The 18,336-nt window shown below is 72.5% G+C and carries 16 protein-coding genes; 7 read left to right on the top strand and 9 right to left on the bottom strand.

Features of this window, described 5'->3' with window-relative positions:
* Positions 1-35: 35 nt before the first annotated feature.
* Both ABGB05_RS16745 and ABGB05_RS16740 read left to right on the top strand, forming a co-directional pair.
* A complete protein-coding gene (locus ABGB05_RS16745) occupies positions 36-1,394 on the top strand; it encodes a 3-oxoacyl-ACP reductase (RefSeq protein WP_347654333.1) in 1,359 nt (452 codons plus the stop codon).
* Positions 1,394-2,278: a MaoC/PaaZ C-terminal domain-containing protein gene (locus tag ABGB05_RS16740; RefSeq protein WP_347654332.1), complete on the top strand. Its 885-nt coding sequence runs from the start codon at positions 1,394-1,396 to the stop codon at positions 2,276-2,278. The genes ABGB05_RS16745 and ABGB05_RS16740 overlap by 1 nt, the downstream gene beginning before the upstream one ends.
* A 32-nt stretch (positions 2,279-2,310) precedes the next feature.
* On the opposite strand, the gene ABGB05_RS16735 is transcribed toward ABGB05_RS16740, so the two are convergent.
* Positions 2,311-3,951: a glycoside hydrolase family 43 protein gene (locus ABGB05_RS16735; RefSeq protein ID WP_347654331.1), complete on the bottom strand. Its 1,641-nt coding sequence runs from the start codon at positions 3,949-3,951 to the stop codon at positions 2,311-2,313.
* 474 nt (positions 3,952-4,425) lie between these two features.
* Here ABGB05_RS16735 and ABGB05_RS16730 point away from each other — a divergent pair, with 474 nt between their 5' ends.
* Positions 4,426-5,409: a pectate lyase gene (locus ABGB05_RS16730; protein ID WP_347654330.1), complete on the top strand. Its 984-nt coding sequence runs from the start codon at positions 4,426-4,428 to the stop codon at positions 5,407-5,409.
* Between the two features lie 52 nt (positions 5,410-5,461).
* Here the strand turns inward: ABGB05_RS16730 and ABGB05_RS16725 are convergent, their stop codons facing one another.
* From ABGB05_RS16725 to ABGB05_RS16710, 4 genes are all read right to left on the bottom strand, one after another.
* Positions 5,462-7,042: a serine hydrolase domain-containing protein gene (locus ABGB05_RS16725; RefSeq protein WP_347654329.1), complete on the bottom strand. Its 1,581-nt coding sequence runs from the start codon at positions 7,040-7,042 to the stop codon at positions 5,462-5,464.
* A gap of 118 nt (positions 7,043-7,160) precedes the next feature.
* Complete coding sequence (locus ABGB05_RS16720) at positions 7,161-7,517, bottom strand: hypothetical protein (RefSeq protein WP_347654328.1); 357 nt, start codon at positions 7,515-7,517, stop codon at positions 7,161-7,163.
* A complete protein-coding gene (locus ABGB05_RS16715; RefSeq protein ID WP_347654327.1) occupies positions 7,518-7,853 on the bottom strand; it encodes a winged helix-turn-helix domain-containing protein in 336 nt (111 codons plus the stop codon).
* 244 nt (positions 7,854-8,097) lie between these two features.
* Complete coding sequence (locus ABGB05_RS16710; RefSeq protein WP_347654326.1) at positions 8,098-8,769, bottom strand: TetR/AcrR family transcriptional regulator; 672 nt, start codon at positions 8,767-8,769, stop codon at positions 8,098-8,100.
* A 74-nt stretch (positions 8,770-8,843) separates the two neighbouring features.
* On the opposite strand from ABGB05_RS16710, the gene ABGB05_RS16705 reads away from it, so the two are divergent.
* Positions 8,844-9,296, top strand: coding sequence for an SCP2 sterol-binding domain-containing protein (locus tag ABGB05_RS16705; protein ID WP_347654325.1), 453 nt, complete (start codon positions 8,844-8,846; stop codon positions 9,294-9,296).
* 28 nt (positions 9,297-9,324) lie between these two features.
* Positions 9,325-10,539: an acyl-CoA dehydrogenase family protein gene (locus ABGB05_RS16700; protein WP_347654324.1), complete on the top strand. Its 1,215-nt coding sequence runs from the start codon at positions 9,325-9,327 to the stop codon at positions 10,537-10,539.
* Between the two features lie 55 nt (positions 10,540-10,594).
* Here ABGB05_RS16700 and ABGB05_RS16695 read toward each other — a convergent pair whose 3' ends face one another.
* The 3 genes from ABGB05_RS16695 to ABGB05_RS16685 all read right to left on the bottom strand — a co-directional run bounded on the left by ABGB05_RS16695 (position 10,595) and on the right by ABGB05_RS16685 (position 14,000).
* A complete protein-coding gene (locus ABGB05_RS16695) occupies positions 10,595-11,230 on the bottom strand; it encodes a hypothetical protein (protein ID WP_347654323.1) in 636 nt (211 codons plus the stop codon).
* 177 nt (positions 11,231-11,407) lie between these two features.
* Positions 11,408-12,676, bottom strand: a complete 1,269-nt coding sequence (purD, locus tag ABGB05_RS16690; RefSeq protein ID WP_347654322.1) for a phosphoribosylamine--glycine ligase — start codon at positions 12,674-12,676, stop codon at positions 11,408-11,410.
* Between the two features lie 28 nt (positions 12,677-12,704).
* Positions 12,705-14,000: an adenylosuccinate synthase gene (locus ABGB05_RS16685; protein WP_347654321.1), complete on the bottom strand. Its 1,296-nt coding sequence runs from the start codon at positions 13,998-14,000 to the stop codon at positions 12,705-12,707.
* Between the two features lie 128 nt (positions 14,001-14,128).
* Here ABGB05_RS16685 and ABGB05_RS16680 point away from each other — a divergent pair, with 128 nt between their 5' ends.
* Complete coding sequence (locus tag ABGB05_RS16680) at positions 14,129-15,133, top strand: hypothetical protein (RefSeq protein ID WP_347654320.1); 1,005 nt, start codon at positions 14,129-14,131, stop codon at positions 15,131-15,133.
* 242 nt (positions 15,134-15,375) lie between these two features.
* Here the strand turns inward: ABGB05_RS16680 and ABGB05_RS16675 are convergent, their stop codons facing one another.
* Complete coding sequence (locus tag ABGB05_RS16675) at positions 15,376-15,876, bottom strand: hypothetical protein (RefSeq protein ID WP_347654319.1); 501 nt, start codon at positions 15,874-15,876, stop codon at positions 15,376-15,378.
* Between the two features lie 103 nt (positions 15,877-15,979).
* On the opposite strand from ABGB05_RS16675, the gene ABGB05_RS16670 reads away from it, so the two are divergent.
* A complete protein-coding gene (locus ABGB05_RS16670) occupies positions 15,980-18,277 on the top strand; it encodes a chromosome partitioning protein (RefSeq protein ID WP_347654318.1) in 2,298 nt (765 codons plus the stop codon).
* Positions 18,278-18,336 lie beyond the last annotated feature (59 nt).

Genomic DNA, 18,336 nt, shown 5'->3' with positions numbered 1-18,336 from the left:
GTTGCCACAACCTTACCCGTGAGTAGGCTACGGCCATGAGTGACAGGTACGCGAGCTTCGCCCACAGCGGACCCGGCCGGGCGCTGGTCAGGCGCCTCGGCCTGCCTGATCCGCCCCGACTGCGCCGGTACCGACCCGGAGATCCGTTGATCCACGGCCCGGTACGACTCGACGCCGCCCCGGGCGGTCGCCTCGTCGGCCCGGTCGGCGCGCTGCTCACCGCCGCCGACGTCGAGGTCGCCGACCCGGTGGACCCCGACCCGGCGGGTCCGGCCGCCCCGTCGGGGGGCTACGGCGCCCTGGTCTACGACGCCACCGGCATCACCGACTCCACCGGGCTGCGCGCCCTCTTCGACTTCTTCCATCCGCTGGCCCGGTCGCTCCGCCCGTCCGGGCGGGTGATCGTCCTCGGTACCCAGCCGGAACTCTGCGCCAGCCCTCGGGAGGCGACCGCACAGCGTGCCCTGGAGGGGCTGACCCGCAGCATCGGCAAGGAGTTCGGCCGGGGCAGCACCGCCCAACTGGTGTACGTCGCCCCCGGTGCCGAGCCGGCCGTCGGGTCGACCCTGCGGTTCCTGCTCTCCGGCCGGTCGGCGTACGTCTCCGGGCAGGTCGTCCGGATCACCCCGGCGGAGATTCCCGAGGTCGACTGGGAACGGCCGCTGACCGGCCGGATCGCCCTGGTCACCGGCGCCGCCCGGGGCATCGGCGCGAAGGTCGCGCAGGTGCTGGCCGGCGACGGCGCCCACGTGGTGGCGCTTGACGTGCCGGCCGCCGGGGACGCGCTCGCCGAGGTCGCCAACACGATCGGCGGTACGGCGGTGCAGCTCGACCTGACCGCCCCGGCGGCGGCGCACCGGCTCGCCGACCACCTGGCGACCCGGCACGGCCGGGTCGACGTCGTGGTGCACAACGCCGGGATCACCCGGGACCGGACCCTCGGGCGGATGACCTCCGAGTGGTGGGACGCCGTACTGGAGGTCAACCTCTCCGGTCAGGAGCGGATCAACGACGTACTGCTGGACCGTGACCTGCTGCCGGCCGGTGGCCGGCTGGTCGGGGTCTCCTCGATCGCCGGGATCGCCGGCAACCGGGGCCAGACCAACTACGCCACCTCGAAGGCCGGGGTGATCGGACTGGTGCACTCGATGGCGGGTCCGCTCGCCGCCCGCGGCATCACGGTCAACGCCGTCGCGCCCGGTTTCATCGAGACCCGGATGACCGCGAAGATGCCGATGATGCTGCGGGAGGCCGGTCGCCGGATGAACAGCATGGCGCAGGGCGGGCTCCCGGTCGACGTGGCGCACACCATCGCCTGGTTCGCCTCGCCCGGCTCGGCGGGGGTCACCGGCAACGTCGTACGGGTCTGCGGGCAGAGCCTGCTGGGGGCGTGATGACCGGAAAGCCGGACGAACGTACCGAGGCGGAACTCCCGAGGCTGCCGGCCACCGGACCGCTGTACCGGCGGGCCGCGATCGGGCTCACCCCGGGGCTCGGCGCGGCCCGCCGCGCCGACCGGCTCCCGGACGTCGAACTGGTCGTCCGGGGCGTCACCGTCGACCGGGACCACCTCGCCGGGTACGACCGGGTCTGCGGGTTCCGACTGGCCGACGTACTGCCGCCGACCTATCCGCACGTGCTGGCGTTCCCGTTGGCGCTGCGACTGATGACCGCGCCGGAGTTTCCGTTTCCGCTGGTCGGCTTGGTGCACGTGGCGAACCGGATCACCACGCACCGTCCGGTCGACGCCGCCGAGCCACTCGACCTGTCGGTCCGGGCCGTCGACCTGCGACCGCATTCCCGGGGCCGGCAGTTCGACGTACTCTGCACCGCGTCGGTCGGCGCCGAGGTGGTCTGGCGGGGCGTTTCGACGTACCTGCGCCGGGAGCGGGTGGCGGCGGAGCGGGCCCGGCGCGACCCGGCCGATCGCCCGACGCCGCCGGCCCCGACCGCGGTGTGGCGGGTCGGGGCCGGGATCGGCCGCGACTACGCGCGGGTGTCGGGCGACCACAACCCGATCCACACCTCGCGGCTGGCGGCCCGGTTGTTCGGGTTCCCCCGCCCCATCGCACACGGCATGTGGAGCAAGGCCCGCTGCCTGGCCGCGCTGGCGAACCGGCTCCCTGACGCGTACGTCGTGGACGTGGACTTCACCCTGCCGTTACCCCTGCCCGGGACGGTCTCGTTCACCGCGACACCGGCCTGGGGCTTCGGACTGTACGACGCCCGGCGCGGGCCCCCGTACCTGGTCGGGGAGGTGACCCCGATCCGGGGGTGATCCCGGACCGGGGGACCGTTCGGCCGGCCGGGTCACGGCTCGTCCACGACGTAGGTCGCCGAGTCGAAGTCGGCGAATCCGCCGTCGGCGCCCAGATCCTGCACCCACAGGCCGACGAAGGCCCCGGTGAAGCCCCACGCGGTCGGCTCACCGGCCTCCGCCTCCGCGGCGTGTTCGTCGGAGAGGATCGTCGCGTCCAGTTCGACGGGAAACTCGCACCAACCGTCGCCGTCCCGCGCGTCCCCGGCCGGCCGGCGCAACGAGTAGCCGAACCGTACGACCGGCCCGTCGAACCGGACCCGCAGCCGCACCGCCTCCGCCCTGGTGACGTCGACCTGGCACCCGGCGTGCTGGACCCGCCGGCCCTGGTCGAACGACATCAGTTCGAGCACCCGCCGGCCGTCGTCGTCCCGGGTGAGGTAGGCGTAGTGCCAGTTGCGGGTGTTGTAGTACGCGGTGACGCCGGCGAGCTGCCGGAACGTACGCGGGTGGAACTCCATCGTCGTCTCCAGCCGGCAGTGCCGGGCGGTCACCCGACGCGCCACCAGGCTGGGACGCTGCCGTCCGACCGGCGACTGGCCACCGTGGATGCGCAGGTGGGACGGCCTGCTGGAAAGATCCACCCAGTCGGGTGTGGGCGGGCGACGCAGGGTCGACCACTCGGGGCCGAGCCGGCCCCCGTCGAAGTCGTCGTGGTCGACGCGGCTGTCGGACCGGTCCACCGCCGCCGGCGCCCCGGGCGCGGGTACGTCCTCGGCCGGCACGCCACCCTCGACCTGCGGCCATCCGGCGTCGTTCCAGGTCACCCGCTGGATCGCCGTCTCCCGGCCGAGCACACACGGGCCGAGCGGGGAGTACGGCCGCGCCGTCAGGTGGGCCAGGTACCACTGCCCGTCCGGTGTGTCGACGAGGCTGCCGTGGCCGGCCTTCTGCAGCGCCAGGTCCGGCCGGCCGGCGGAGCTGAGCATGGGCCCGTCCGGCGCCACCTCGTAGGGGCCGAACAGCTCCCGTGACCGGGCGACGGTGACCTGGTGGGTCCAACTGGTGCCGCCCTCGGCGGTGAGCAGGTAGTACCAGCCGTCCCGGCGGTAGAGGCGGGGCGCCTCGGTCATGCCGACCGAGGTCCCCTCGAAGATCAGTCGCTCCTCGCCGACCAGCTTGCCGGCCGCCCGGTCGTACTGCTGGATCTGGATGCCGGCGAACCGGTTCCGGCCGGTCCGCCAGTCGGTGTTCATGGTCAGCAGCCAGCTCGTGCCGTCCTCGTCGTGGAAGAGTGACGGGTCGAAGCCACGGGCGTGCAACGGCACCGGGTCGGACCACGGGCCGGCCAGGTCGGCAGCGGTGGTGAGGTAGTTCTGCGAGTCCCAGTAGCCGCCGGCGAAGCTGGACACGTCGGTGTACACCACGTGGAACAGGCCGTCCACGTAGGACAGGTCGGGGGCCCAGACGCCGGCCGAGTCGGCGGCGCCGGTGAGGTCGAGCAACCGGCGCTCGGCGAGAACGCCCCCGAGCGGGCGCCAGTGCACCAGGTCCGTGGAGTGGTGCAGCCGCACCCCGGGACACCACTCGAAGGTCGAGGTGGCGAGGTAGTAGTCGGCGCCCACCCGCAGGACGCAGGGATCCGGATGGAAGCCCGGTAACACCGGGTTGCGGATGAGTGGGTTCTCGGGCACGGCGTGCCCCCCGTTGCCTGCCGTGGATGTCATGTCAACCCTTCCGGTGGCCACCGGCTTCGGCGAGGCCATGGCCCGGCGCCGAGCCAGGGGCACGGGCGGCCCGGCCACCCGCCCACGCTCCGTCCGCCGGCTACCCGCAGCCACCTGATCGCAGTGAAACCTGTGTATGCCGATCACCTTAGTCAGCAGGCTCCGCCCAGACAACTGGCAAAGTTCGTTTTGCTGGAAACAGTCGCCGAAGATCGCCCGGGCGCGGACCACTGCGGCGAAGTCAACGAACATCGAGGTTCATCGTTGACAGGGTCGAAGTGCGTCGATACTCTCCGAAGTATTGGGAAAGCGCTTTCCGACATCCCGTCCCGGTGTGGTCCGGACCGTCCGGCCACCCTCGCCCGCCCACCGCTGGCGGCGACCGCGTCCCACCCGCGACCCGGCCGCCGAGGTGGACCACTTCCACTCGGAGGTTCCCCCGTGTCCAGCACCGACACCACCACCGCGACACCCCGCACCCGGCCGCTCATCCGGGTACCGCTGCTCGCCGCGACCACCGCCGTCGTCCTCGCGGCGACCTCGCTCGCCGGCGTACCCGCCGCCTCCGCCGCCTCGTTCACCATGCAGGGATGGGCGACCCAGTGCGGCGGCACCACCGGCGGTGGCAGCGCCTCGGCGGTCACCGTCACCGACTCCGCCGGCCTGATCAGCAACATGCAGGCCAGTGGCGCCCGGGTGATCCGGGTCTCCGGCACCATCTCGATCAGCGGCATGCAGAAGGTCGCCGCGAACAAGACGATCATCGGCGTCGGCGGCAACGCCACCATCACCGGCGGCGGGCTCAACGTCGCCAGCGTGAACAACGTGATCATCCGGAACATCAACTTCCGGAACTGGAACGACGACGCGATCAACGTGCAGTACTCGACCCGGGTCTGGATCGACCACAACAGCTTCACCAACGGCAACGACGGGGCGGTGGACATCAAGCGCAGCTCGGACTGCGCCACCGTCTCCTGGAACCGGGTCTTCGGCCACGACAAGTCGTTCCTGCTCGGCCACTCGGACAGCAACTCGAGCGAGGACGTCGGACGGCTCCGGGTGACGTACCACCACAACTGGTTCGACGGCTCCAACCAGCGCCACCCCCGGGTCCGGTTCGGCAACCCGGTGCACGTCTACAACAACTACTACAGCAACGTCGGCGGCTACGGTGTCGCCTCGACCTGCAACGCGGGCGTCCTGGTGGAGGGGAACTACTTCGAGAACGTCGAGGACCCGTACCACCGGGGTGAGGGCAGCTCGCCGGTCGGCGGACTGGTCGCCCGGAACAACCACTTCGTCAACTCGGGCAGCGGCCAGACCGGCGGCAGCGTCGCCAGCATCCCGTACGGCTACAGCCTGGACCCGGCCGCCAACGTGAAGTCGATCGTCACCGGCGGCGCGGGCACCGGCCGCATCTGACAGCTGCGAGGAAGGCCCTTCCTGTCGTTTCCGGTACAGGAAGGGCCCCTTCCTAACCACGCATCCGCAACCCGAGCCCGATCCGGGCCAGTGCGAGCAGGCCAGCCAGCACCGCGACCGCGATCACCAGGTGACCGATGTCCATCGTGTACCGCAGGGCCACGGCCAGGGTGGCACCGTCGAACGCCGCCGGCAGCCCCCAGAGCGCGCCGACCCCCAGTGCTACACAACCGACGACCCAGCCCGTGGTGACGACAACGACCCGACGGGTGGACCACGTCCCGCCACGGCGCCGGACCAGCCGGACCATCGACCAGACCAGCAACCCCAGCAACAGTCCGACAACCACGAGCAACCCGACGAGCGTTCCGCCGAGGAGCGGGTCCGCCGGCGTCGTCACCGGCGCATTCCCGTGCAGGATCCGCGCGACGTTGAACGCCGCCGAGGCCAGTGGTCCGTCCATGCCCAGGCTGTAGGTGTTGGACAGCACCATCACCGCCAGCTCCGATCCCGGTACGAGCACCAGGTGGGAGAAGAACTCCGGAGTCGCGCCGGCGTGCCAGACGATCCGGCCACCGGCATCGTCGAAGGTGTGCTCCCGCCAACCCAACCCGTACTTCCCGTCGCCGCCGGTGCCGACTCGCCCGGTGTGCAGCTGGGCGACCCCCTGGGCGGAGAGGACACGGTGCTCGCCGTACCGGCCGTCGTTCAGTTGGGCGATCGCGTAGTGCGTCACATCGGTGAGGCTCACCGCCAGGTAGCCGTACGGCACACCGGAGGTGTCGTACGACGATCCGACGCGTCGCGGATGGCCGAAGTGGTAGCGGTGCCCGGCCGGTAGGTCGACCGCCCTCGCCTCCGCCGCGGTGGCGGCGGACCGGGTCATGCCGAGCGGGTCGAGCACGTGCTGGCGCAGATAGCTGCCGTACGGCTGCCCGGTCACCTCCTCGACGAGCACCCCGGCGATCGCGTAGTTGGCGTTGCTGTACTGGTACCTCCCACCGGGCGGCATGGTCGACCGGAGCGACGCGAGATCACGGACCAGCCGGGTCAGCCCGCCGGGGGCGTTGTCGTACCGGTCGGCGAGTCCGCCGCCCATGATCTGCGGCAGGCCGGTGGTGTGGGTCAGGAGCTGCCGTACGGTGATCCGGGCCGCGACGCCCTCGTCGGCCAGCCGGAGCCAGGGGACGTACCGGCGGGCCGGGCTGTCGAGGTCGACCCGACCGGCCTCGACGAGCTGCATCACCGCCAGCGCGGTGAACGACTTGCTCAGCGAGCCGAGCAGGAACGGCGTGTCGACGGTGACCGGATGCCCCGCCCCGTCGACGCCCCAGGCGCCCTGCGCGACAACCCGGTCACGATGCACGATCGCGTACGCCAGTCCCGGCGTACGGGTGTCCGCCATGTGCCGGCGCAGGTATGCCGTCGCCTCGGCGATCCGGCCGGCGTCGGGGTCACCCCGGTACGGCGCGCCCGCACCCGGTTCGCCGGCCGCCGGCCCGGCGGCGGCCGGGTTGGCAGACGCCGGCCCGGCGGCCGGTACGCCCACCAGCAACACCAGGATCAGGACCGCCAGGGCGGGTCGGACGCCCGTTCCCCAGATCCCGGATGGCCCCGGTGTCCTCCGTGACATGTGTAAGCCCCGCACGATTCCCCCTCGGTCGCGTCAGCCCGGCCGCGCCCGTGCTGACCGGGCTCGGTCCTCAGCTGATCTGGTTCTTCGGTCCGTCAGCCGGACCTGGTTCGGTCCGTCAGCCGATCTGGCTCAGCAGCTGCTCCAGGCTGGCGAGGCGCTGCTTGACCTCTGCCAGTTCCTCCCGGGCCGCCCGCAGGTCGGTACGCAGCCCCTTCACTTCGGTCAGGGTCGCCTCGGCGACGTCGGCGAGCCGGGCCTCGGTTTCCGTGGTCCGCTCGACCAGCGCCTGGTAGCGCTCGTTGCCGTCCGAGGCGCGTCGGGCCCGGTAGAAGCCGAGGACAACGACCGCGACGATGGCGACCAGTGCGACCACCAGCACCGTCGAGGCGATGGTCGAGGTCTGGGCGATGTCGGACTGTGCCAACGGCATGCTCTGCCCGACGTTGATGGCGGTGCCGGATGTTCTGCTCACTTAGCTCTCGTCCTTTCCCGTGCCGTCCAGGTCCAGGGTTCGGGCCGCCGTCCGGATCGCCTCCGGGGTGAGCCCGAGCGCGAACGGAACGACCTCGAAGTACTTCACCGAACTGCCGTCCTGGGCGGTCTCCAGCGTGCCGACCACCAGGCCTGCGGCCTCCAGCCGCTGCAGGTGCATGTAGAGCAACGGCCGGTTCATCCGAAGCTGGCGGGCCAGCTGGCTGACGTACGTGCGCCCCTCGCTGAGGGCGGCGATGATCCGCAGCCGGTGCGGGCTCGCCAGTGCGGTGAGCACCCGCAGCAGTTCCTCGCCGGAGGAGAGCACCTCTGCCATGCCACCAACTCCTTCCGGGTGTCAGTCTCAACTGACACCCCCCTGTCAGATAAGACTGACACCCTGACGTCGACTCGTCAACCGGCCAGGGTGGACCAGAACGGATTCGCGCCGACAACAACGGCCCCCTCGTCCGGAGACACGCGGGACCACTTCACCCACCACGGTGGTCGTCGCCGCCCGGAACGATGGCCTTCGTCGCCGCCCGGCCGGATACTTTCTCGCCTGACCCGCGCGGGCCGGGTCACCCCGTCCGGGGCGGGCGCCAGCGGTCGCCGGCCAGCAGGCCACCACCACCGGTCCAGGCGACGTTCATCATCCGGGTCGCCATCACGTCCGGGTCGGCATCCGGGTGGTCGGCCAGCCAGTCCGCCACCGACTCGCTCGCCCCGACCAGCGCGTACGCCATGATGTCCAGTTCGGACGCGTCGACCCGGCGGTCGTCCGCGGCCAGGCCCCGGTCGAGCATGCCGGCGACGACCTCGATGATCCGGGCCCGCATCGTCGCCAGTACTCCGGCGAACGGCCGCTCACCCCGGGCCTGTCGGTAGAGCACGGACCAGGCGTCCCGGTTGGCCCCGACGAACCGGAAGAAGGCCCGGAGCCCGCACCACAGCCGCTGGTCGAAGGTACGGTCGGCAGCACCGGCGCCGGCAGCGTCCGGGGCCGATCCGACGGCGGCGATGATCGCCTCCATCAGCCGGGTCCCCTCCCGGTGCAGGCACGCCGTGAACAGTTCCTCCTTGGGACCCAGGTAGGCGTACACCATGGGTTTGGAGATCCCGGCCTCGTCGGCGATCTCGTCCATGCTCGCCGCGTGGAAGCCGCGCCGGGAGAAGACCCGGACCGCCGCGTCGAGCATCTGCTGCTCGCGTACGGCCCGGGGCAGCCGCTTGAAGGCGGGTGTGGACGACACCCTTGCGAGCTTACCTACCCATGCGTAAGGTTACGCAACAGTAACCAATGATCCTGCCCGGAAGGTCAACCCCCATGAGCGACTTCGATCCGGCGACCTTCGCCTCGGTCGAGCCCCAGCAGTTCGCCAAGCTCGTCAAGTCCACCCCGGACGCCAAACTCGCCGAGGTGATGCAGGGCGACCTGCGCGGCACCATCCTCGACGCGGTCTTCTCCCGGATGCCGGCCCTGTTCCGGGCCGACCGGGCCGGCTCCACCAACGCGGTCATCCACTGGACCATCACCGGCGGGCCGGACGGCAACTCGAACACCTACGAGGTGGTCATCGAGGACGGGACCTGCCAGGTCACCGGGACCCCGAGCCGGGACCCGAGGCTGTCGCTCACCATGGGACCGGTCGAATTCCTCAAGATCGTGTCGGGCGGCGCCAACCCGGTGACGATGTTCATGACCGGCAAGCTCAAGGCCAAGGGCGACCTGCCGCTGGCGGCCAACATCGCCAACCTCTTCGACATTCCCAAGGCCTGAGCCGGGACCGAGTTCCGAGGAGCTGGCGATGGTCGAATTCTCGCTCGACCTGAACGAGGACCAACGGGACCTGCGCGACTGGGTGCACGGCTTCGCCAGCGGCGTCGTACGCCCGGCCGCGGCCGAGTGGGACGCCCGGGAGGAGACCCCCTGGCCGGTCGTCCAGGAGGCGGCGAAGATCGGGCTGTACGGCTTCGAGTTCCTCGCCAACTGCTGGGCCGACCCGACCGGCCTCTCCCTGCCCATCGCCAGCGAGGAACTCTTCTGGGGTGACGCCGGCATCGGGCTGGCCATCTTCGGCACCTCGCTGGCGGTCGCCGCGATCTACGGATCCGGTACCCCCGAGCAGCTCGTCGAGTGGGTGCCGCAGTGCTTCGGCACCGTCGACGAACCGGCGGTCGGGGCGTTCTGCAGCACCGAACCGGAGGCCGGCTCCGACGTCGCCGCGATGCGTACCCGGGCCCGTTACGACGAGGCGACCGACGAATGGGTCCTCACCGGACAGAAGGCGTACGCCACCAACGGCGGGATCGCCGCCGTCCACGTGGTGACCGCCTCGGTCGACCCGGCGCTCGGCTCCCGGGGGCAGGCCGTGTTCGTGGTGCCGCCGGGCACCCCGGGACTGACCGCGACGAAGAAGCTGCGCAAGCTGGGGCTACGCGCCTCGCACACCGCCGACGTCTTCCTCGACGAGGTACGCGTACCGGGCCGCTGCCTGCTCGGCGGGCGGGAGGCGCTGCGCGAACGGCTCGACCGGGCGCGGTCGGGTCAGCGTGGCAAGAGCCAGGCGGCGATGCGTACCTTCGAACTGTCCCGGCCGACCGTCGGCGCCCAGGCGATCGGGGTGGCCCGGGCGGCGTACGAGTACGCCCTCGCGTACGCCCAGGAACGGGTCCAGTTCGGCCGCCCGATCATCGAGAACCAGGGAATCGCCTTCGCCCTCGCCGACATGCGCACCGAGATCGACGCCGCCCGGCTGCTGGTCTGGCGGGCCGCCTGGATGGGCCGGAACAACCGGCCGTTCGCGGCGGGCGAGGGGTCGATGTCCAAACTCAAGGCCGGCGAGGTGGCGGTGTCGGTGACCGAGAAGGCGGTGCAGATCCTCGGCGGTGCCGGCTACCTGCGGGACCATCCGGTGGAACGGTGGTACCGGGACGCCAAGATCTACACCATCTTCGAGGGCACCTCCGAGATCCAACGGCTGGTCATCGCCCGCGCCATCTCCGGCCGACAGCTCCGCTGAACCGCCCGACCCGAGACGTCCGGGGAAGGGCCCCTCCTCCCCGGACGGGCCCCTCTCACACCTGGGGGATGTCGTGGACGGTCGCGGAGGCGGTCAGCGTCTTCGACCGCACCTCGCCGCCGCCGACGGTACGGAGCTGGTAGGTGTGCGTCACCTTCTCCCCGGGCGCTCCGGAACAGGGGAAGTTGATGGTCGTACCGCCCTCGGCCGGGTAACTGTCGTAGATCCCGCCGCCGTCGACGGAGAGGGTCACCGTGTCGGTGCCGGAGACCTTCCAGGACAGCGCGACCGGGACACCGGGAATCGGGTTCACGCTGGTGCCCTGCGGGCACTGTGGCTTCTGGGTGATCGTGAAGACGAGGATGGTCGGGCCTGCCGGCGCCGACTTCTTCGGCGTGTCGCCGGGCGGCTTCGTCTGCTGGCCGTGGCCGCCCTGCTGACCACCGCCGGTCGAGCCGCCACCGGTCGGACCACCGTCCTGGACGCCGTCTCCCGTGGTCGGGCCCGGATCGGTCACCGGAGCGTCCGAAACGCCGGACTCCGGGGCGCTGCCGAGACCGTCCTCACCGGTGACCGGCGCGGACGTGACCCGGCCGGCACCGGGCCCGCCGGTCGGCGCGCAACCGCTCGTGGCCAACGCCACCGCACCGCCGAGTACGACCAGGGCGGCGCGGGTCAGGTACCTGTGCATGGTCGTTCCTCCACCGCTGGGATCGCCCGGCCGACCGCCGGGACTGGATACTCACGGTAGGAACGCGCACACGGTCGCGAATCACGGTTTCGTGCCAGCCACCGCAGGTGCCACCGGCCGGGCCGAGCTCGGTGCGCCCGGTCAGCCGGGCCGACCGGTGGGAGCCGCCCGGTCGGGTCAGCGGGGCGGCGAGATGTGCCCGGCGGCGGCCGCCTCGGCGATGTCCCGCCGATGGTGGGAGCCGGCCAGACCGATCCCGTCGACCAGGGCGTACGCCGCCTCGCGGGCCGCACCGAGATCGGCACCGAGCCCGGTGGCCGACAGCACCCGGCCACCGGCCGAGACCAACGCGTCGTCGGCGGCCCGACGGGCGGTGCCGGCGTGGACCACCCCGGGGCGCTCGGCTCCGGTGATCACGTCACCGCCGCGCACCGTACCCGGGTAGCCGGCGGCGGCGACGACCACGGTGACCGCCGCGCCCGGCCGCCAGCGCAGCGGCGGGTGCCCGGCCAGCGTCCCGGTCGCGGCCGCGTGCAGCAGACCGGCGAGCGGCGTCTCCAGCAGCGCGAGTACGACCTGGGTCTCCGGATCGCCGAACCGGACGTTGAACTCGATCACCCGGGGACCCTGTGCGGTGATGGCGAGCCCGACGTAGAGCAGGCCACTGAACGGGGTGCCGCGCCTGCGCAGCTCCGCCAGGGTCGGCGCGACGACGGTGCTCATCACCTCGTCGACGGTCCCCTCCGGCAGCCACGGCAGCGGCGCGTACGCCCCCATGCCGCCGGTGTTCGGTCCGGCGTCCCCGTCGCCGACCCGCTTGAAGTCCTGGGCCGGCAGCAGCGGCAGCGCGGTCTCGCCGTCGGTGACGACGAACAGCGAGACCTCCGGGCCGGCGAGGTACTCCTCGACGACCACCCGGCCGCAGGCGGTCGCGTGGGTCAGCGCGGCGTCCCGGTCGTCGGTGACCACCACACCCTTGCCGGCGGCCAGCCCGTCGTTCTTCACCACGTACGGCGCACCGAACTCGTCGAGCGCCTGGGCGGCCAGGGCGGTGCCGACCGGGGTCCCGGCCTGCTCGATGGTCCGGGAGCGGGCGGTCGGCACCCCGGCGGCGTCCATCACGTCCTTGGCGAACGCCTTCGACCCCTCCAGCACCGCCGCCGCGCCGGACGGCCCGAAACAGGCGATGCCCTTGGCGCGTACCGCGTCGGCGACCCCGGCGACCAGCGGCGCCTCCGGGCCGACCACCACCAGGTCCGCACCGGTCTCCACGGCGAGCGCGGCGACCGCCGCCGGGTCGGTGACCTCCACCGGACGCAGTTCGGCGACGGCGGCGATGCCGGGGTTGCCCGGTGCGGCGATCAGGTGGTCGACGGCGGGGTCGGCGGCCAGGCCGAGCGCGAGAGCATGCTCCCGCCCGCCGCCACCGATGAGAAGTACGCGCACGACGAGCGATCCTACGTGGCGGTCCGGATCAGCGGGCCGGCAGGAGTTCGTGCCGGACGATGTTCTCCTCCCGGCCCGGACCGACGCCGACCACGCTGACCTTGGCGCGGCAGAGTTCCTCCAGCCGGGCGAGGTAGCGGCGGGCGTTCTCCGGCAGTTCCGCCTCGGAACGCGCCTTGGAGATGTCCTCCCACCAGCCGTCGAGCTCCTCGTAGATCGGCTTCGCGTGGTGGATCGCGGTCTGGGTCATCGGCATGTCGTCGTGCCGCTCGCCGTCGATCTCGTAGCCGACGCAGATCCGTACCTTCTCCATCCCGGAGAGCACGTCGAGCTTGGTCACCACCAGGTCGGTGATGCCGTTGAGCCGGACCGCGTACCGGGCGACGACCGCGTCGAACCAACCGCACCGGCGTTCCCGGCCGGTGGTGGTGCCGTACTCGGCGCCGATCTTGCGCAGGTGGGCGCCGTTGTCGTCGAAGAGTTCGGTCGGGAACGGACCGGAGCCGACCCGGGTGGTGTACGCCTTGGTCACCCCGATCACCTGGCTGATCGCGGTCGGCGGGATGCCGGAGCCGACACAGGCACCGCCGACCGTCGGGTTCGACGAGGTGACGAACGGGTACGTGCCGTGGTCCATGTCCAGCATGGTCGCCTGGGCACCCTCCAGCAGGACGGTGTCACCCCGGTCCAGGGCGTTCCAGAGGATCGCCCGGGTCTCCGCGATGTACGGCCGCAGCCGCTCCGCGTACGCCAGGTACTCCTCGTGGACCGCGTCGACGTCGAGCGCCTTGCGGTTGTAGACCTTGACCAGGATCTGGTTCTTCTCCCGGAGCACCAGCTCCAGCTTCTTGCGCAGGATGCCCGGGTCGAGCAGGTCCTGCACCCGGATCCCGGTCCGGGCGACCTTGTCGCCGTAGGTCGGGCCGATGCCGCGTCCGGTGGTGCCGATCCGGGCGGAGCCGAGGTACCGCTCGACCACCCGGTCCAGTGCCCGGTGGTGCGGCATGATCAGGTGGGCGTCGCCGGAGATCCGCAGCCGGGAGACGTCGACACCGCGCTCGGCGAGCCCGTCGATCTCGGTCAGCAGCACCTTCGGGTCGACCACCACGCCGTTGCCGATCACGATCACCGCGTTCGGGGAGAGCGCGCCGGACGGCATCAGGTGCAGCGCGTACTTCTGCCCGTCCGGGGTGACCACGGTGTGCCCGGCGTTGTTACCGCCGGAGTAGCGGACGACGTAGTCGACCCGGTCACCCAGCAGGTCGGTAACCTTGCCCTTGCCCTCGTCGCCCCACTGCGCCCCGATGAGCACGATCGCCGGCATCTCTAAACCCGCCTCCAGGGGGCTCGGGTGCCAGGTGGCGACCGCGTGGCGAGCCCGAGGTGTCAGGCTAACAAAAAGTGACCACCCGGCCAGCAGAGGCCGGGGCTGACGGCAGGAGGCGACCTCCGGTGTACGACGTGGTACTACTCACCCTCGCCTCGGGTGAGGACGGCACGGCCGGCTGTGGCGCGGGCGGTGCCTGCTGCTCGGCCGGTACGACGGACGCCGCACCGGGCCCGGCGGACTGTGCCGACACCCCACGCGTACCGGTGTTGAACTGCGCGGACGCCCTGACCGCGGGCGGCGCCCGGGTCGAGACGGTGACCGCCCGGTCGGACGCGGAGATCGACCAGGTGCTGTCCCGGCTCGACGGGCCGGCCCGGCCGGACGGCCTGCCCTGGCCGGACCCGGACAGCAAGACCCGACTCATCGTCGCTACGGCGAGTGACGGCCAGTTGCGCGCAGTGGTACGTCGTCTGGTCCGCCGGTACTCGCCGCCGCCCAGCCGTCGCCCGGCCGACCTGGCCGGCGACCGGACCCTGCCGGACCTGCCCCCGATCGGCGTACTTCCGCTCGAACCGGCCCGTCCGACGTCGGCGGAGCGTCCGCACGACCTGGCCGGGCAGCTCGGCCTGCCCCGCCGGCCGGAGGCGGTCGCCGCCGCGGTGCTCGACGGCCGGGTACGTCGGCTCGACCTGCTGCGCAACGACGGCGGCTCGGTCACCCTGGACGGCGCCCTGCTCGGAGCCGCCAACGAGGCCGGCCAGCCGCTGGCCTGGCGGGGTCGGGTGGAAGTCGATGACACCGTGCTTTCCACCGGCGACGAGCCGATCTTCGCCTGTGCCGTCGGCAACGCCGGCGGCTACGCCGAACTGGCCGGCGTACAGCTGCTGTCCGCCCCGGACCCGGCCGACGGCCGGGTCGAGGTCGCGGTCGCGGTACCGGTGGTCACCCGGTCCCGTTGGGGACGCCGGACGGTACGCCTGGAGGTACGCCGGGCCCGGGGACGGGCCGCGGCGGTCAATCCGCGGGACCCGGAGATCCCGTTCCTGGACGACGGGGTGACCGCGACCCTGACCCGCAAGAGGTCATGGTGGATCGAACCCGGGGCATGGGCGGTGTACGACAACTGAGCCCCTGTGGAAGGCTGTAGGTGGGACCTTCGTATCCGGTCGGGTGCGACTGTCCGGTCTGCATGATCAGGCATCCGGTTCGGGTGATCAGGCATCCGGTCTGCGCGATCGGGCAGACGTACCCTCGGGCGCATACCCTCGGGCACACGCCCGGGCGGAGGACCCCTCGGGCAGGCGCGTACACCCTCGGGCAGCTGGACATGCTCTCGGCAGGGGGGAGGTAGGTAGGCCGTGGTCGACAATCACGCGGACCGGGGATACTCGCCCGGCCAGGTGCCGGTGGCACCGCGGGCGGACGAACCGCTGTGGCCGCCGGACGAGATCGTCGCCGAGCCGCGCGACGACGCCAACCCGATCTCGAGTTGGGTACCGCCGCCGCTGCCGGACAGCAGCTCACCGAATCCGCTGGCCGGTGTTCCCCAGCCGGTGTCGAACCAGCCGTTCCCGCCGGCCGTGCCGCCGGGTCCGATGCCACCGACACCGGCCGTGCCGCCGGCGTCGTCCAGCGTGCCGGGCGTGACGCCGATCGCCGGCATTCCGCAGCCGGTACCGACCCCGCCGGTACAGGCGGTGCCGGTGCCGCCCCCGCCGGTGCCGGCGACCCCGGTGCGGGCCACGCCCGTCCAGTCGACCCCGGTCCATTCGACGCCGGTCCATTCGACGCCGGTCCAGTCGACCCCGGTGCCGCCCGCCCCGGTGCGGGCCACCGCGGCCCGGGCGGCGGTACCGGCGGCCCCGGTCACCCCACCGCCGCCGGTCGCCCCACCAGCGCCGGTCGCCCCAGCGCCGGTCGCCCCGGTCGCCTCGCCTCAGCCCGCGCCCGCCGACCCGGCCAACGCCGCGTCGGTGAACTCGCCGACCCGGGTCTGGCCGACCGTGCGCCCGAGCCAGGGCCGCGCCACCGTCAACACCGGCGACATCCGTCAGCCGGAGACGCCGGTCTCGCCGGTCTCGCCGGCACAGTCCGGGGCGTCGGCGGCCACCGGCTCGGCCCGTCCGGAGTCACCGGACCGACCGGGTGAGGACGCGGCCGGTCACCGGGCCGCCGGTACCAGCCCCGTCGCCGGCAAGGCCAGTGTCAACCCGAACACCGGCTCGATCAGCACCGGCTCGGGCACCACCGGCTCGATCGGCATCAGCCCCACGGCAGGCAAGGCCACGGTCAGTCCGAACGCTGGCAAGGCCAGCGTGAACCCGAACGCCGGCAAGGCCAGCGTGAGCCCCGGCACCGGCTCGCCCAAGGTCGGCACGGGCACCGACCCGGTCGCCCCGGGTCCGGCACCGGTCACGCCGACGGTCGCCGACCCCGCCCGCGAGCAGTCGGGCGAGCCCGGGCCACCGGGCGGAACCGCCGGAGGTGGCAGCGGTCCGGGCGGCACCGCCGGGAGTGACAGCGGCCTGGCCAGCGCCGCCGGGAGTGGCAGCGGCGCCGAAGCGGGCGCACCGCCGGCCGACCGGCCGGAGGGTGCCGCCGCACCACCCGACGCCGCCCGGCCGGTAGCCCCGATCCGTGGTCGGGCCACCCTGCCGGGTGCCGGCCGGGCCACCGCGCCGGAGGCGGGCGCGATCCCCCGGCCGACGGAGTCGCCATGGGCCCAACCGCCCCAACGGCCGACCACGGCACCACCCGCCGACCCGTCCGCCCAGCCGGGAGCAGGCCAGCCGCCGACCGGGACCGGACAGCCGGCGGCCGGACACGCACCGGCCGGACAGCCGGCGGCCGGGACGCCGCAGCAGACCGGCGGGGCCGAGGCCGCGCCGGTACCGACACCACCGATCGGGCCGTATCCGCCGACCATGACCGGCGGGTACTACTCGGCGACCGCGCGTCCGGCGTCGGCGTACCCGCCACCGGTGCCGCCGCAGGTCCCACCGCCGCCGGTGCCGCACCAGCCGGCGTACCCGCCACCGCCGGGTCCGACGTACCCGCCCGCCCCGACGTACCCGACCCCACCGGGCTATCCGAGTTATCCGCCGGCACCGCCGGTGCCCGGCCCGCCGGATGCCGCCGCCCAGTCCCCCTGGGCGCCGGTCCCGCCGCAGGTGCCCGGACCGGGTCCCGTTCCGCCACACCACCCGGGCGCCACCGAGGTGCCGCCGCAGCCGCACGTGCCCGCTCCGCCGGTGCCGGGCTACCCCGCTCCTCCGGTACCGGGCTACCCCGCCCCACCGACGCCGAGCTACCCGGACCCGCTCTGGACACCGGACGGCGGGACCCCGACCGCCGAGGAGTTCGCCCAGCGTCGGGCCGTCCGGCCGGCCGACCCGGTCGCCCAGACCGGCGTCCGGGCCGTGGTGAACAAGTCGACGCTGGGGCTGGTCAAGCTCGCTCCCGGCCGGCACGAGCAGGAGATCAAGCAGGACATCGAGATGATCCGCCGCAACTTCGGCGGACTGCGTCAGGTGACCGTGGTCAACCCGAAGGGCGGCGCCGGCAAGACGGTGGCGATCCTGCTGCTCGCGATGACGTTCGGTCAGAAGCGCGGCGGTTACGTGCTGGCCTGGGACAACAACGAGACCCAGGGCACCCTCGGCATGCGGGCCCAGCAGGACTTCCACTCCCGTACGGTCCGGGACCTGCTGCGTGACCTGTATCAGTTCAAGGGGGCGCACGGCCGGGTCGGTGACCTGTCCCAGTACGTCCGTTCGCAGAGCGAGGGCATGTTCGACGTCCTCGCCTCGGACGAGTCGGCGACCGGTGGCGAGATGCTCACCGCCGCCGCCTTCGCCGAACTCCGCGAGGTGGTCAGCCGCTTCTACAAGCTGATCTTCGTGGACACCGGTAACAACGTCCGGGCCCAGAACTGGCAGGCGGCGATCGACGCCACCGACCAACTGGTGGTGACGATGTCCGCCCGTAACGACTCGGCGGAGACGGCTGCCCGGATGCTCGACCACCTGGAGCAGAGCGGTCGGCAGCGGCTCGTCCGGCAGGCGGTGACGGTGGTCTCCATGCCGCCGTCCCGGAAGGAGATCGACCTGCCGCCGATCCAACGGCACTTCGCGGCCCGCACCCGGGTGGTGCTGACCGCCCCGTACGAGCGGTTGATCGACACCGGCGAACCGATCCGGTACGCCCAACTGTCGTCCGCGACCCGGGACGCCTGGTTGAAGATCGCCGCTGCCGTCGCCGAAGGGCTCTGACTCCGGCATCGCCGTTGGACCCTTCGTCCGTCCCGGTCCGACCACCCGGGGCGGGGACG

The sequence above is a fragment of the Plantactinospora sp. B5E13 genome (assembly GCF_039871775.1).
In the GTDB taxonomy this organism is placed as follows: domain Bacteria; phylum Actinomycetota; class Actinomycetes; order Mycobacteriales; family Micromonosporaceae; genus Plantactinospora.
Note: the sequence above shows the minus strand (reverse complement) of the source record. Positions and strands in the feature narration are given on the sequence as shown.